This is a genomic window from Collimonas sp. PA-H2, assembly GCF_002564105.1.
In the GTDB taxonomy this organism is placed as follows: Bacteria; Pseudomonadota; Gammaproteobacteria; order Burkholderiales; family Burkholderiaceae_D; genus Collimonas.
On record NZ_PDBX01000001.1, the window covers coordinates 3,877,283 to 3,891,831 of the forward strand.

Annotated in this window: 12 protein-coding genes; 7 read left to right on the top strand and 5 right to left on the bottom strand. The window is 61.8% G+C overall.

The features are described from left to right. Positions 1-232: 232 nt before the first annotated feature. Entirely contained in the window at positions 233-1,279 is a 1,047-nt protein-coding gene (locus BCF11_RS17855; RefSeq protein WP_158229224.1) for a YcaO-like family protein, read from the top strand. A gap of 105 nt (positions 1,280-1,384) precedes the next feature. Further along, a complete protein-coding gene (locus BCF11_RS17860; protein ID WP_098495935.1) occupies positions 1,385-1,873 on the top strand; it encodes a GNAT family N-acetyltransferase in 489 nt (162 codons plus the stop codon). A 5-nt stretch (positions 1,874-1,878) separates the two neighbouring features. Here BCF11_RS17860 and BCF11_RS17865 read toward each other — a convergent pair whose 3' ends face one another. From BCF11_RS17865 to BCF11_RS17885, 5 genes are all read right to left on the bottom strand, one after another. Then, positions 1,879-2,394 (bottom strand): hypothetical protein, encoded by a 516-nt coding sequence (locus BCF11_RS17865; RefSeq protein ID WP_098495936.1) that lies wholly within the window; start codon positions 2,392-2,394, stop codon positions 1,879-1,881. A 206-nt stretch (positions 2,395-2,600) separates the two neighbouring features. Beyond that, positions 2,601-3,779 (bottom strand): YncE family protein, encoded by a 1,179-nt coding sequence (locus tag BCF11_RS17870; RefSeq protein WP_098495937.1) that lies wholly within the window; start codon positions 3,777-3,779, stop codon positions 2,601-2,603. Between the two features lie 48 nt (positions 3,780-3,827). After that, a complete protein-coding gene (locus BCF11_RS17875; RefSeq protein ID WP_098495938.1) occupies positions 3,828-4,643 on the bottom strand; it encodes a creatininase family protein in 816 nt (271 codons plus the stop codon). 208 nt (positions 4,644-4,851) lie between these two features. Beyond that, positions 4,852-5,913, bottom strand: coding sequence for an aldose epimerase family protein (locus BCF11_RS17880; protein ID WP_098495939.1), 1,062 nt, complete (start codon positions 5,911-5,913; stop codon positions 4,852-4,854). Then, positions 5,910-7,139, bottom strand: a complete 1,230-nt coding sequence (locus BCF11_RS17885; RefSeq protein ID WP_098495940.1) for a DNA-binding transcriptional regulator — start codon at positions 7,137-7,139, stop codon at positions 5,910-5,912. Before BCF11_RS17885 ends, BCF11_RS17880 begins: the two co-directional genes overlap by 4 nt. Before the next feature lie 301 nt (positions 7,140-7,440). Between BCF11_RS17885 and xylA the strand changes: the two genes are divergently transcribed. The 5 genes from xylA (at position 7,441) to BCF11_RS17910 (ending at position 14,341) form a co-directional block, all read left to right on the top strand. After that, positions 7,441-8,757 (top strand): xylose isomerase, encoded by a 1,317-nt coding sequence (xylA, locus tag BCF11_RS17890; RefSeq protein ID WP_098495941.1) that lies wholly within the window; start codon positions 7,441-7,443, stop codon positions 8,755-8,757. Positions 8,758-8,761: 4 nt separating this feature from the next. After that, positions 8,762-10,273 carry a xylulokinase gene (gene xylB / locus BCF11_RS17895; RefSeq protein WP_098495942.1) on the top strand — a complete coding sequence of 504 codons (1,512 nt, stop codon included), beginning with the start codon at positions 8,762-8,764 and terminating at the stop codon, positions 10,271-10,273. A gap of 65 nt (positions 10,274-10,338) precedes the next feature. Continuing rightward, on the top strand, positions 10,339-11,355 hold the full coding sequence (xylF, locus tag BCF11_RS17900; RefSeq protein WP_098495943.1) for a D-xylose ABC transporter substrate-binding protein: 1,017 nt from the start codon (positions 10,339-10,341) through the stop codon (positions 11,353-11,355). Between the two features lie 239 nt (positions 11,356-11,594). Next, positions 11,595-13,205: a D-xylose ABC transporter ATP-binding protein gene (gene xylG / locus BCF11_RS17905; RefSeq protein ID WP_098495944.1), complete on the top strand. Its 1,611-nt coding sequence runs from the start codon at positions 11,595-11,597 to the stop codon at positions 13,203-13,205. Beyond that, positions 13,202-14,341 carry a sugar ABC transporter permease gene (locus BCF11_RS17910; protein ID WP_098495945.1) on the top strand — a complete coding sequence of 380 codons (1,140 nt, stop codon included), beginning with the start codon at positions 13,202-13,204 and terminating at the stop codon, positions 14,339-14,341. The genes xylG and BCF11_RS17910 overlap by 4 nt, the downstream gene beginning before the upstream one ends. Positions 14,342-14,549: the final 208 nt, after the last annotated feature.

The following is a 14,549-nucleotide window of genomic DNA, read 5'->3' on the forward strand; positions in this document are numbered from 1 at the left end:
CAGCAAGCTGAACCAGGAAGGGCCTGTGCAATGCAGGCCCTTTTTTTATCTTTTGTCATGCTGTTTTGATACTGTTTTCCATCTCGGCCATGCAGCGCAACTATCAAATTTGCCAGTTGTTGCATCAAAGTCGCGCTGCTACTCTGGTGCCGTCCCACACAAAATGTATGGAAAGACAACTCGCATCCATCCAGCGCGGGTTGTCCGGAAATTGCTGAACGATTTGCGAGCCATGAAGAGCATGTTGCCTGAGTTGATTGAATCCCGCCTTGAAGTTCTGCAGCATGAGTTCTTCGGCGTGCCAGTGCACAGCACCTGGTTTACCCATCCCCTCGACGCCAGCCTGCACTGCGTCGAAAGCACCGTCCGGTTCACCAGCCGCGGCTGCGATGAACACGCCTATTTCGGACACGCGTCGCATCAGGATCTGGACGCCGCGGTGTTCGGCTCATGCTGCGAGATACTCCAGAAAATGCTGGCCTCGCTTTCGCTGTTCAGCCACAAGCAGTCTGCTGCCGGCTTGCGGGGCCGCTACCTGTTCCGCGCCGGCCAGGCCGGCCCTTACTTCGCACACCAGCTGCTGCTGCGGGAAAAGGAGGCCGGCGCTGCTGCCGTGGCCAGCACCAACGGCCTCGGGCTGCATCGGAATATCGGGATGGCTATCGAACGCGCCAGCCTGGAACTGCTTGAACAGCACATATTGCTTTCGATGTGGTACTCCGGCCGGCCGCTGGTGCGTCTGGATGAGACAGAACATCTGGACAACGGCTATCACATCGCCTACTACACCACGGATGACCGTTTGCCCTTTGTGCTGGCAGTGCTCAGTTCGACCGATCAGGAGGTCTTTTTCTGCGGCTCCTCGCTCAAATGCAATTTCACCGAGGCCTTCGCGCAAGCCCGCAGCGAAGCCTTGCAGCTGTCGGCGAAGTTTTTTGTCAAAGGCTTGTTCTCGCCGGCGAACGGTAACCTGGCCTTCCACGGCAAGGTCGCGCAAACCATGGCCAGGGTCGCTTACCTGCGCGGCGCCAGCGCCGCCGCCATGCATGCGCACCTGGCGTCGAGGCTGGTGCCTGCCTCCGGAGAAATCCGCAAAGCCGACGGCTTCAAGGAGATCCTGGGCCTGGCGTTCCGGCGCCTGGACGATATTCATTATGTGGCGCTGGGGCGTTGGCAGGATTTCGTGCTGGTCAGGGTGCTGATCGATGAAGCGCTGACCCCGGGCCAGATGCGGCACGCCTACCACGCCACCGGCCATATTCCCGATCCTTTTTTCTAAGCACCGCAGCGGCTCTTTACCAATTGCGCGGCCAAGGGTAATGTGTAGCCATGGCCCGCCCGGAAATCCGGCGGCGGGTGTTGCCGGCCTTGGAGAGACCGACCCATGGACATCCAGTATAAAAAGATAGACCTGAACAACAATTTCAGCCGGGCGCTGACATTCAGGCTGGATTCTTTCGTCTGCAGCTTCGATTCGGATGAGGAGTTCTGGAAAGAGGCCGGCGAGGAAGGGTGCATCTACCGCAATAAGCTGGAGCAGCGCAAGGACGACGAGGCATGGTGCTACTACCACGTCTGGCATGCCGGCCGCATCATCGGCCAGCTGGAATTCCGCAGTTTTTCCGATTGGGACAAGCTGGGCTATGTACATCTTTTCTACCTGATCCCGGAATACCGCGGCATCGGCGTATTCGACCAGCTGCACCGCTTTGTCGAGGACCAGCTGATCATGGCCGGCTGCAGCGGCGCCGTGCTGACCGCCAGCAAAACCAACCTGCCTGCGCTAAAGGCCTATGACCGGCACGGCTGGTATTGGCTGGGACCAAATCCCAAGCATGCGATGACGGATTTCTATCGCATCGATTTTAGCTGAGGCTATTATTTGACCGCGCTGTCTGCCGCTTCGGCGCGCACGATGGTGGTATGGTCGACTTCATCTTCATTGCCGATATCGAGCTCGGCCCTGACCGCGTACAGCGAACCCTTGGGCACCACGATCGTCAGGATTTCATCGTATTCCGCGCCCGGCTCGATTTCATAGCCGTCCAGATAGCGCTTCAGCAGATTGGTGCTGTACAGCAGCGGCAAGGCATCCAGCCGCATGACGCCGTCCTTGGCGTCGCCGGGAATCTTCCTGACCGTGACCAGCAAGCCATCCTCGCCTGGCCTCACCACTACCTTGCCAATGTTCTTCGGTTTGACGTGGATGATCAGCAAGCTCTGGCTGTCGGTGTAGGACCTGCTTTCGGCCGATACCAGGACCTGGATATTGGTGTCGGACCTGCCTGTTGCCGAAAACTCAAAAGCGGCCCACAGGCCGCAGGCGATAATAGCAGCGATGGCGAAGGATTTGAGGAGAAAGTCGGTCCAGTCGCGTGCTTTCTGAAGATCCATAGAATGTGTTTCCCGCTGTTTTTTAAATTTGACGTCGCCGGAGTTAATTTCCCGGTTGCAATTCGAATAAACGCGGAACGGCGCCAAAAGGTTGACCGGCCAGGGGCCAAATCGCATCCTGGAGGCCTAATAGGGGAAAACGGGGGGAGGGGTGAGACCGGTGCACCAATACGGCGCACCAGCCTGCAAAGGACTGCTGCCAGCAATTAGCGCATGTTGCCGGTATGGCCCAGCGAATAGCGGCCCGGCTGCGGCCACACGGTCAGGCCGTGCGGCTCCATGCCGACCGGGATCGACTTGACTTCGCCGCTGCTGGTGTCGATGGCGTACACCACGTCGTCGAAGCGGCCGGACAGCCACAGCATCTTGCCGTCGGCGCTGACATTGCCCATGTCAGGACTGCCGCCGCCGGGAATCGGCCAGGTGTTGAGCACCTTGCGCGTGGCGAAATCGATCACCGACACACTACCCTTGCCCTTGCGCGTGCCGTGCACCTTGTTGGAGCCGCGATTGGCCACGTACAGCTTGCTGCCGTCGCGGCTAGGATACAGTCCATGGGTGCCGATGCCGGTCTTGATGAAGTCGATCTTGGTGAAGCTTTCGCCATCCACCACGTAGACGCCATCGGCCATCATGTCGGCCACATAGAACACCTTGCCGTCCGGCGCGATGCGGATATCCTGCGGCATGCCTTTCTTGGCCAGCTGCAGATAGCCGACCACCTTGCGGTTCACCAGGTCGATCTTGGCCAGGCTGCCTTCGAATTCGCAGGTGAACAGCGCATACTTGCCGTCTATCGAGAAATCGGCGTGGTTGATGCCTTTGCATTGCGGCGCCTCGATGCTCGATGTCAGCTTCATGGTGTGCGCATCGCGGAAATCCAGGCGGGCATGCGCCTCGACCACCACGATGGCTTCCTTGCCGTCCGGCGTGAAGTACATATTGTAGGGATCGTCCACCATCACTTCCTTGCCCGGCTTGCCGGTCTTGGGATCGATAGGCGTCAGGCTGCCGTCGGAGCGGCCTTCGGCATTATTAGCCACCCACAGCGTTTTCAGGTCCCAGGCCGGCACCACGTGCTGCGGGCTGTAGCCGACCTTGTACTTGTCGACCACCTTGAGCGTGGCCGGATCGATTACATAGACTTCATTCGAGCGCAGATTCGGCACGTACACACGCGGCAGGGCGCCCGCCACGGCCGGGCTGAAATGGCCGGCGGCGGCTTCGCTGTAGAGGTTGGCAGGATTGACCACCTGCGGCATGCCGGCCACGGTGGTTACGGCAGGCGCTACGGGCGCAGCGGGTGCGGCGGAGGCCGCCCCGGCCAGGCATACTGCGGCGATGCCGGCGGCCAGTTGCGTTAAACGATGAGACAAGAATGGCATGACAGTTCCTTTGATCGAGTGAGGCGTAATGAATAGGAGGCCGGCGCATCAGCGCGCGGCAGTATCTTTCTTGAGCGCGGCGACGGTGCGCGCGATGATCGCATCGATGCCGAGCTGGCCCAGTTCAGCCGTGGCACGGCGCGGATCGCCGCCATACACGCCATCCGCCAGGCCGAGTTTGGGGGTATTGCGCAAGCGTTCCTGGCGCACCATCTGCGGCGCTACCGCCAGCTGCAGGGAGGTATCCGCCAGGCCGGCATGGGTGCCGATCTCGTCGTCGCTGATGCCGTGCTGGCGCAGGATCTTGGCGTAACCGTCGGAGCTGGCGTCATAGTATTCCGGCGGCACAAATGCGCGTGCAGGCGAGCCGGACCAGGCCTTGTTCAGCTGCGCCACCACTTGTTTGACGTCGTTCTGGTAGCCGCCGTGATCGCCGAGGAAGACGACGTTCTTGAAGCCGTGCACCTTGAAGCTGTTGGCGGCCGACGCCAGGGTTTTTTCAAAGACATCGTCGCTCACCGTGATGGTGCCGGGAAAGCGCATATGCGAAGTCGGCGGCGCGTAGCCGCCCTCCGGCACATAAGCGATCACCGGCGCCACCAGGGCATTGCCCAGTCCTTCGGCGATGCGCTGCGAGAGTATCTTGACCCGCGCATTGTGCTTACCGAGCGCGACATCCGGCCCGCTCTGTTCGGTGGCGCCGATCGGGATAATGATGGTGCTCTTGCCGGCCTGGATCTGGTCGCGCAGCTCGGTCCAGGTGAGTTCTTCGAGGAATACGGTTTTGGGGGCCTGGGCCAGGACCGCGTGGCTGGCGGTGATAAGAATGACGGAAGCAAAAACTTGTCGTATGAGGCGTTGCATGAATGATCCTGATCGATATACCTGTGTTTTTGAAAGGCGGCGACTGCAGCGCCGACCCTTGAAGCCGGTGTGAATTGTCAATCTGCCATGCGCCGTTAGTTTAGCGCAGGCCAATTAATTCAGCTGTCCTCAAAGGCAATCCGCCGCCGCTGGTCGGCGCGCAGATCAGACACAGGCGGCAACAGTTGGTTCATTGGCCAGGCAACGATTATCGCACTGTCAGCTGGTAAGTCGTGGTCTGGCGATATATCTGGCCCGGCCGCAGAATCACAGCTTCGGCGTCGGGACCGTTGACCTGATTGGGATAAGCCTGTGCTTCCAGGCAGAAGCCGTCATGCCTGGCATAGGCGCCGCCGCCGCGGCCCTGTATGCCGGCCAGGAAATTGCCGCTGTAGAACTGCAGGCCGTTTTCGGTGGTGGCCACCGACAGCTGGCGGCCGGAACCGGGATCGTAGACGGTCGCCACTTCCCTCAGCGGCTGCGGCTTGCGGCCCTCGCCCGGTACTACCGGATGCTGCGGCCGCAGGCAGTAGCAATGATCGAAGCCGCCGGCCAGCTTGAGCTGGGGATCGGGCCAGGCCAGGCGCGGACCGATCGGCGCCGGCTGGCGGAAATCGAAGGCGCTGCCGGCGACGCTGGCGGCATCGACCGGAATCAGCTGGCCGTCGATCTGCAGATACCGGTCGGCGGCGATGGCCAGGATATGGTCGTAGATATCGGCGCTGCCGCCGTTCAGGTTGAAGTAGCCGTGCGAGGTCAGGTTGAGCGGCGTCGGCGCGTCGCTGCTGGCGCTGTAGTCTATGCTCAGGCGGCCGTCGTCGTCCAGGCTGTACAGTACGCTGACCCGCAGGTTGCCAGGATAGCCGGCGTCGCCTTCCGCCGAATCCAGCGTTAACCGCAAGCCGTCCGGTCCGGCTTCGGCCTGCCACTGTGCCAGGTGGAAGCCGCTGTCGCCGCCATGCAGATGGTTGCTGCCCTCATTGCGGTCGACCAGGTAATCGGCGCCGTCCAGCGTAAAGCGGCCGTTGGCGATGCGGTTGCCCCAGCGTCCGATCAGGCCGCCGAAGTAGGGCGGGTTGCTCTGATAGCCATCGCAGTCGGGATAACCGAGCAGGATGTCGGCGACGCGGCCATAGCGGTCCGGCGCCCACCAGGAAACCAGGGTGGCGCCGCGGTCGCTGATGGTGATCCGCATGTCGTGCGCATTGCGCAGCGTGTAGAGAGTAACGCCATGGTCGGCGCTGGTGCTGGTGATGGCGGCTTGGCTCATAGGCTGGATTGGCTTTCTGTCTGGTTTGTGCGGGTGACGGTAGAGGCCATGCGGTCCTGGTATTCGCGCGGGGTGCAGGCCAGCTCGCGCTTGAACACGGCATGCATGTACTGCACCGAGGTGAAGCCGCAGCTGACGGCAATTTCGGCGATGCTGCGGGCTTCATCCTGTTGATTCTCCAGCATGCCCTTGGCGGCGTCCAGCTTGAAGCGCAGGATTTCGTCATGCACGCTGCGCCCCAGCTCGCGCCGGAAGTACCACTCCAGCGACGAGCGCGAGACGCCGACGTAATCGGCTACCTGTTCGGTCTTGATGCCCTGGCAAGCATACTGGCGGATGAAGTGCATGGCTTGCATCACGTGCGGATGGTTGAGCGCCTCATGGCGGCTCGACGCCAGCACGTTGATGCCGGCCGGCGGCACCAGGATGCGGGTGCCGGCCAGGCGCGCGCCATGCAGCATCTGGTGCAGCAGGTGGGCGGCGCTGCGGCCCATCTCGCGCGTGCCCTGGATCACCGAACTGAGCGGCACCCGGGTCAGGATGCGCGCCAGCGGATCGTTGTCGATGCCGATCAGCGCCACCTGTTCCGGCACCGCGATGCCGGCGCACAGGCAAGCCTGCAGCAGCTGGCGCGCGCGGGCGTCGCTGACGGCGATGATGCCGATCGGCTTGGGCAGCGTGTGCAGCCAGGCGATCTGCTGCTCCACCGCCGTATCCCAGGACGGCGCGCTGGTGCCGACGCCGCGGTAGATTTCGCCCTGCATGCCGTCGCGCTGCATCAGCGTGGCAAACGCCTTCTCGCGTTCCTGGGCCCAGCGGTTGACGGCTGCTTCCGGCAGGCTGAAACAGGCAAAGCGGCGCAGGCCCGCTTCGATCAGATGGTCGTAGGCCAGCTTGACCAGCTTGAAATTATCGGTGGCGATATACGGCGTGTCGGCAGGATAGCCGCTGTCTTCGGCATACGAACCGCCCACCGCCACCACCGGCAGGCTGACCCGCGCCAGCGCTTCGCAGGCGGCCGGATCGTCGAAGTCGGCGATGATGCCATGGCCCTGCCAGCGTTCAATGCCTTGCAGGCGGCAGCGGAAATCCTCTTCCAGGAACAGGTCCCAGGCGGCGCGCGTGCTGCTCAGATACTCGCCGATGCCGGCGATGATGTCGCGGTCGAAGATCTTGTTGCCGTTGAATAGCAGGGCGATGCGGTGCACCGCCGGTATTTTTGTCATCCTGCGCTCTCCTGGATTTTTGCAAGCACGCTCCCTGGCGGGAGTCTTGGATAGCTTGTCAATGTATTACCAATCGGTGCCGCTTAACCGGCCAACTTCGACGCCTGCCTGATTGTACCCAGCAGCGCTGCCGGCGTCAGGCCAAATGCCGTTTTGTGCAAGTGCAATAGAAAGAATCAGTAGCGCGTCTGGCGGATTTCGTAATTGTGAAGCGCTATCCCCGGTTGCTAGTATGGCGCCACACCAACACAGCGATACTGCGCTCTGCAGCGCCGCGCCACCACCAGACCGGAGACCATCGATGAGCTATTTCCCTTCCGTTGCACCCATTATTTTCGAGGGCAAGCAGGCGCAATCGCCGTTGGCTTTCCGGCATTACGACGCTGACAAGCTGCTGATGGGCAAGCCTATGCGCGAGCATCTGCGCATGGCGGCGTGCTACTGGCACAGTTTCGTCTGGCCTGGTTCAGACGTGTTTGGCGCTGGTACTTTCCGCCGACCCTGGCATGGCGCCGGCGATGCGATGGAAATGGCGCACAAGAAGGCCGATGCCGCCTTCGAATTCTTCAGTAAGCTGGGCATCGACTATTACACCTTCCACGATACCGACGTTGCACCCGAGGGCGCCAGCCTGGCCGAATATCGCAACAACTTCGCGCAGATGCTGGATGTGCTGGAACGCAAGCAGGAACAGACCGGCGTGCGGCTGCTGTGGGGCACTGCCAACTGCTTCAGCAATCCGCGCTTCGCCGCCGGCGCCGCCAGCAATCCCAATCCTGAATTGTTCGCCTACGCCGCGGCGCAAGTGTTCACCGCCATGAACGCGACCCAGCGCCTGGGCGGCGCCAACTATGTGCTGTGGGGCGGCCGCGAAGGCTATGAAACCCTGCTCAACACCGACCTCAAGCGCGAACGCGAACAGCTCGGCCGCTTCATGCGGCTGGTGGTGGAGCACAAACACAAGACCGGCTTCAAGGGCACGCTGCTGATCGAGCCGAAACCGCAGGAGCCGACCAAGCACCAATACGATTACGACAGCGCCACTGTCTACGGCTTTCTCAAGGATTACGGCCTGGAGCAGGAGATCAAAGTGAATATCGAAGCTAACCATGCGACCCTGGCCGGCCACAGCTTCCATCACGAAATCGCCACCGCCGCCTCGCTCGGCATCCTTGGCAGCATCGACGCCAACCGCGGCGATCCGCAGAACGGCTGGGATACCGACCAGTTCCCCAACAGTGTCGAGGAAATGACGCTGGTCACCTATGAAGTCCTGAAAGCGGGCGGTTTCACCACCGGTGGCTACAACTTCGATTCCAAGGTACGGCGTCAGAGCCTGGAGGAAGTCGACCTGTTCCATGGCCATGTCGGCGCCATGGATGTGCTGGCGCTGTCGCTGGAACGCGCCGCCGGCATGATAGAAAACGATCAGCTGGCGCAGTTCAAGGATGCGCGCTACGCCGGCTGGGACATCGGCCTGGGTCAGGAGATGCTGGCCGGCAGGCTGAGCCTGAGCGATATCGCCGAGCACGCCTTTGCCAAGCAACTCAACCCGCAAGCCGTCAGCGGCCGCCAGGAGATGCTGGAAAACCTGGTCAACCGCGCCATCTTCGGTTGACAGCATGTTTATCGGCATAGATCTGGGCACCTCCGGCGTCAAGGCGATCCTGCTGGATCGCCGCGACCAGGTGCTGGCTAGCGCCAGCCAGCCGCTGTCGCTGTTGCCGCAGGCGCCGCACAACGTACTGTGGCGCGAACAGGATCCTGCCGCCTGGTGGCAGGCCTGCGAACAGGCGCTGCTGGACTTGCTGCAAACAACAAAGGAGATGGGGATTGCCATCAGCGCCATCGAAGCCATCGGCCTCACCGGCCAGATGCACGGCGCCACCGTGCTGGACGACAGGGGCGAGGTATTGTGGCCGGCGATCTTGTGGAACGACGGCCGTTCGTTTGCCGAATGCGCCGAGCTGGAACGGCGCGTACCCACCTCGCGGGAAATTACCGGCAACCTGATGATGCCAGGTTTCACTGCGCCCAAGCTGCTGTGGCTGGCGCGCCATGAGCCTGAAGTATTCGGGCAGGTGGCCAAGGTACTGCTGCCCAAAGACTGGCTGCGCTACCAGCTTACCGGCGACTACGCCAGCGATATGTCGGACGCCGCTGGCACCATGTGGCTGGATGTCGCCAGGCGTGACTGGAGCGATGAACTGCTGCAGGCCACGGGCCTGAGCCGCGCGCACATGCCGCTGCTGCACGAAGGTACGCATATCACCGGCACGCTGAAGGCCGGGCTGGCGCAGCGCTGGGGGCTGAAGCAGATACCCGTGGTGGCCGGCGCCGGCGACAACGCCGCCGGCGCGATCGGCGTTGGCATCGTCCGTCCCGGGCAAGCCATGCTGTCGCTCGGGACTTCAGGCGTGTACTTCGCCGCCAGCGATGGCTTTCATGCAAATCCGGAGCGCGCCGTGCACAGTTTCTGCCATGCCTTGCCGGCGACCTGGCATCTGATGTCGGTGATGCTGTCGGCGGCAAGCTGTCTCGACTTCACCGCGCAGCTGTGCGGCTATGCGGATGTCGCCGCGCTGCTGGCCGATGCCGGGCGGTACGGCGCTGCATTGGACGGTATCGCGGCTGACGCACCGCTGTTCCTGCCTTACCTCAACGGCGAGCGCACGCCGCATAACAATCCCGATGCGCAAGGTGTGTTTTTCGGTATGCGCGCCGGCACCACCCGCGCCGAGCTGGCGCTGGCGACCCTGGAAGGCGTCGGCTTCGGCCTGTGCGACGGCATGGACGCTGTCGACAGCTGCGGCATCGCCGCCGACGAAATCACCCTCATCGGCGGCGGTTCGCGCAGCGCCTTCTGGGCGCAGATGCTGGCCGATATCAGCGGCCGCCGGCTGGTGCGGCGGCAGGGCGGCGACGTCGGTCCGGCGCTGGGCGCGGCGCGGCTGGCTCGTATCGGCGTCGCCGGCAGCAGCGGCGACCAGGCATCCCTGAGCGAAATCTGTCCGGTGCCGCCGCTGATTGCCACCTATCAGCCTGATCCCAAGCGGCGCGTGCAGTATGCGCAGCGCCGCAAGAAATTCGCGTTGTTGTACCAGCAGTTAGTACCCGTGTTTTCAGCAGCATGAACGATCAAGAGCGATCAAGAGCAGTCAAACGAAGTTAATTAAAACGCATGATAGGAGACCAAGCAATGAACCAGATCCTGAAAAAGAGCCTGTTGGCGATGATGTCGGTAGCCGTATTCGCGCTCACCAGTTCGGCCGCCATGGCCGATGCCAAGAATCCCAAGATCGGCTTTTCCATCGATGACCTGCGGGTGGAGCGCTGGGCGCGCGACCGCGATTTCTTCATCGCCGCCGCCGACAAGCTGGGCGCCAAGGTCTTCGTGCAGTCGGCCGACGCCAGCGAGCAGCGGCAGATTTCCCAGATCGAGAACCTGATCTCACGCGGCGTCGACGTCATCGTCATCGTGCCGTTCAACGCCACCGTGCTCAGCAATACCATCAAGGAAGCAAAGAAGGCCGGCATCAAGGTGGTGTCCTATGACCGCCTGATCCTGAATGCCGACATCGACGCCTACATCTCCTTCGATAATGAAAAAGTCGGCGAGATGCAGGCCGAAGGCGTGCTCAAGGCTCAACCCAAGGGCAATTACTATCTGCTGGGCGGTTCGCCTACCGACAACAACGCCAAGATGCTGCGCGAAGGCCAGATGAAGGTGCTCAAGCCGTCTATCGACAAGGGCGATATCAAGATCGTCGGCCAGCAGTGGGTCAAGGACTGGAGCGCGACCGAAGCGCTGTCCATCGTCGAAAACGCGCTGACCGCCAACAATAACAAGATCGACGCCATCGTCGCCTCCAACGACGGCACCGCCGGCGGCGCGATCCAGGCGCTGGCATCGCAAAAGATGGCCGGTAAGGTGCCGGTCTCCGGGCAGGATGCCGACCTGGCGGCAGTCAAGCGGGTGATCGCCGGCACACAGGCCATGACGGTGTACAAGCCGCTCAAGCTGATCGCAGCGGAAGCGGCCAAGCTGTCGGTGCAGCTGGCGCGCAATGAAAAACCGGCCTACAACGCTCAGTACGAAAACGGCGCCAAGAAGGTCGACACCATCCTGCTCAAGCCGACCACGCTCACCAGCGCCAACGTCAATATCCTGGTGAACGACGGCTTCTACACCGAGGCGCAGATCAGCAGCAAATAGTGCGAAGTAATGCGACGTAATTGTTTTAAAAATCTGCGAGCTTACCAACTACGTCGTCCCCGCGAACGCGGGGATCCATCTTGCGTTTAACATGGATTCCCGCGTTCGCGGAGATGACGGATTTTTAAAATTGATTACGCTTGATTACTTACGCAGCCGCATTAACTGACAATGCGAATGACCTGCGGCCGGCCTCATATTGCGCGCCGTCCGTCCATGCAATTATTGCGAGAACGAACATGTCCGACTATCTGCTGGAAATGCAGGGCATCGTCAAGGATTTCGGCGGCGTCCGCGCACTCGACGGCATAGACATCAAGGTCAGGGCCGGCGAATGCCTTGGCCTGTGCGGCGAAAACGGCGCCGGCAAATCGACATTGATGAAAGTCCTGTCCGGCGTCTATCAGCGCGGCAGCTGGCAGGGGGAAATCCTGTGGCAGGGCCAGCCTTTGCAGTCGCAATCGATGCGCGATACGGAAGCGGCAGGCATCATCATCATCCACCAGGAGCTGATGCTGGTGCAGCAGCTGTCGGTGGCGGAAAACATTTTCATGGGCCATGAAATCACGCTGCCGGGCGGCCGCATGAACTATCCCGCCATGTACCGGCGCGCCGCCGAGCTGATGCGCGAACTGAAAATGCCAGACATCAATGTGGCGCTGCCGGTCATGCAATACGGTGGCGGCCATCAGCAACTGGTGGAAATCGCCAAGGCGCTCAACAAGCAGGCCAAACTGCTGATCCTGGACGAACCGTCTTCATCGCTGACGGCGTCCGAGATTGCGGTGCTGCTGGATATCATCCGCGACCTCAAGGCCAAGGGCGTAGCCTGCGTCTACATCTCGCACAAGCTGGATGAAGTGGCCGCCGTGTGCGACACCGTGGCGGTAATCCGCGACGGCAAACACATCGCCACCACCCCCATGCACGAAATGGATGTCGACCAGATCATCACCCAGATGGTGGGGCGCGAAATCACCGCCATGTTTCCGGACCAGGAGCATGACATCGGTGAAGTAATGTTTGAAGCGCGCAACGTTACTTGTTACGACGCTGACAATCCCGCGCGCAAGCGGGTAGACGATATTTCCTTCACCCTGCGGCGCGGTGAAATCCTTGGCATCGCCGGGCTGGTCGGCGCCGGCCGCACCGAGCTGGTGTCGGCGCTGTTCGGCGCCTATCCCGGCCGTAGCGAAGGCGAGGTCTGGCTGGAGGGCGTCAAGGTCAAGGTAGATAGCGGCACGCCGCTGAAATCGATACGGATGGGCCTGTGCATGGTGCCGGAAGACCGCAAGCAGCATGGCATCGTGCCGGACCTGAACGTCGGCCAGAACATCACGCTGACCGTGCTCCAGGATTTTTCCCGCCGCAGCCGCATCGACGCCGAAGCCGAGCTGAAAACCATCCAGGGTGAAATCACCCGCTTGCAGCTGAAGACGGCGAGTCCCTTCCTGCCCATCACCAGCCTCTCCGGCGGCAACCAGCAAAAAGCAGTGCTGGCGAAAATGCTGCTGGCGCGGCCCAAGGTACTGATCCTGGACGAGCCGACGCGCGGCGTCGACGTCGGCGCCAAGGCCGAGATCTACCGGCTGATGGCGGAGCTGGCGCGGCAGGGCGTGGCGATCATCATGGTGTCGTCCGAGCTGGCCGAAGTGCTGGGCGTCTCCGACCGCGTGCTGGTGATCGGCGAAGGCAAGCTGCGCGGTAATTTCATCAACCAGGATCTGAGCCAGGAAACCGTGCTGGCCGCCGCCATCGACCAGTCGTCGCAGTCTCTGATATCACAGCGGGTAGTACAGCCGATATCACAGCCGGCCGCAGCTGCCGGCAATTATCAGGAATCACTATGAGCAGCATCAACCTCAAGCAATTGTTCCGGCAGTACAAGATCATGGCCTTGCTGATCGCCATCGCCCTGATCTGGGCCTTCTTCAGCTGGAAAACCGAAGGCGGCTTCGTCACGCCGCGCAACCTGTCCAATCTGCTGCGCCAGATGTCGATCACCGGCATCCTCGCCTGCGGCATGGTGCTGGTGATTATCGCCGGCGAGATCGATCTCTCGGTCGGTTCCATGCTCGGCTTGCTGGGCGGCGTCGCCGCCGTGCTGAACGTCACGCATCATCTGCCGCTGCCGCTCAACCTGCTGCTGGTGCTGCTGATGGGCCTGGCGCTGGGTTTGTTCAACGGCTATCTCACCGCCTATATGCGGATTCCTTCGTTCATTGTTGGCCTGGGCGGCATGCTGGCGTTCCGCGGGATACTGCTGGGTGTTACCGGCGGCCTCACCATCGCCCCGGTCTCCAGCGACCTGGTGTACCTGGGACAAGGCTATCTGCCGCCACAGTTCGGCATCGTGCTTGGAATCGGCCTGTTTTTTCTGGCGCTGGTGCTGAGCTGGCGGCAGCGCCGCAACCGCCGGCTGCACGGCTTGCCGGTGCCGTCCTTATGGCGTGACTCCGTGCGTGTGTTGTTGATCGGCGCGGTGCTGCTGGCTTTCGTGCGTACCCTCAACACTTACGACGGCATTCCGGTGCCGGTATTGCTGCTGCTGGCCCTGCTCGGCCTGTTCAGCTACATCACCACGCAAACCGTGTTCGGCCGCCGCATCTATTCGGTCGGCAGCAATATGGAAGCTACCAGGCTGTCGGGCGTCAACGTGCAGGCAGTCAAGCTGTGGGTATTCGGCATCATGGGCGTGATGTGCGCGCTGGCCGGCTTGGTCAACACCGCGCGGCTGGCGGCCGGTTCGCCCTCCGCCGGCAACATGGGCGAACTGGACGCCATCGCCGCCTGCTTCATCGGCGGCACCTCCATGCGCGGCGGCTACGGCACGGTGTATGGTGCGCTGATCGGCGCGCTGGTAATGGCCAGCCTGGACAATGGCATGTCGATGCTGGATGTCGACACTTACTGGCAGATGATCGTCAAGGGCGGCATCCTGATGCTGGCGGTGTGGGTGGATGTCAGCACCCGTTCCAGCCGCTGAGTGGGAAATTAAGGCTCGATGGTTTCAAACTCGCAGCCATTGCAGCCTGGCGTCGCGGCGCCACAGTACAGTGATGCTGAAACCGCCGGGCCAGTTTGTGGACCCGAACCCGACGCGCTGGGCAAGATCGTGATAGCCTTGCATGTCGGCGCGCAAGGCACCCGTCAAGCACGCACTGACCGTATCCGCAAATGCCGTTTGCTTCAGC

What these genes read in the sequence shown, in the direction of transcription:
- BCF11_RS17855 (WP_158229224.1), top strand. Translation starts at nt 233, where the DNA reads ATGAAGAGCATGTTGCCTGAGTTGATTGAATCCCGCCTTGAAGTTCTG.
- BCF11_RS17860 (WP_098495935.1), top strand. Translation starts at nt 1,385, where the DNA reads ATGGACATCCAGTATAAAAAGATAGACCTGAACAACAATTTCAGCCGG.
- BCF11_RS17865 (WP_098495936.1), bottom strand. Translation starts at nt 2,394, where the DNA reads ATGGATCTTCAGAAAGCACGCGACTGGACCGACTTTCTCCTCAAATCC.
- BCF11_RS17870 (WP_098495937.1), bottom strand. Translation starts at nt 3,779, where the DNA reads ATGCCATTCTTGTCTCATCGTTTAACGCAACTGGCCGCCGGCATCGCC.
- BCF11_RS17875 (WP_098495938.1), bottom strand. Translation starts at nt 4,643, where the DNA reads ATGCAACGCCTCATACGACAAGTTTTTGCTTCCGTCATTCTTATCACC.
- BCF11_RS17880 (WP_098495939.1), bottom strand. Translation starts at nt 5,913, where the DNA reads ATGAGCCAAGCCGCCATCACCAGCACCAGCGCCGACCATGGCGTTACT.
- BCF11_RS17885 (WP_098495940.1), bottom strand. Translation starts at nt 7,139, where the DNA reads ATGACAAAAATACCGGCGGTGCACCGCATCGCCCTGCTATTCAACGGC.
- xylA (WP_098495941.1), top strand. Translation starts at nt 7,441, where the DNA reads ATGAGCTATTTCCCTTCCGTTGCACCCATTATTTTCGAGGGCAAGCAG.
- xylB (WP_098495942.1), top strand. Translation starts at nt 8,762, where the DNA reads ATGTTTATCGGCATAGATCTGGGCACCTCCGGCGTCAAGGCGATCCTG.
- xylF (WP_098495943.1), top strand. Translation starts at nt 10,339, where the DNA reads ATGAACCAGATCCTGAAAAAGAGCCTGTTGGCGATGATGTCGGTAGCC.
- xylG (WP_098495944.1), top strand. Translation starts at nt 11,595, where the DNA reads ATGTCCGACTATCTGCTGGAAATGCAGGGCATCGTCAAGGATTTCGGC.
- BCF11_RS17910 (WP_098495945.1), top strand. Translation starts at nt 13,202, where the DNA reads ATGAGCAGCATCAACCTCAAGCAATTGTTCCGGCAGTACAAGATCATG.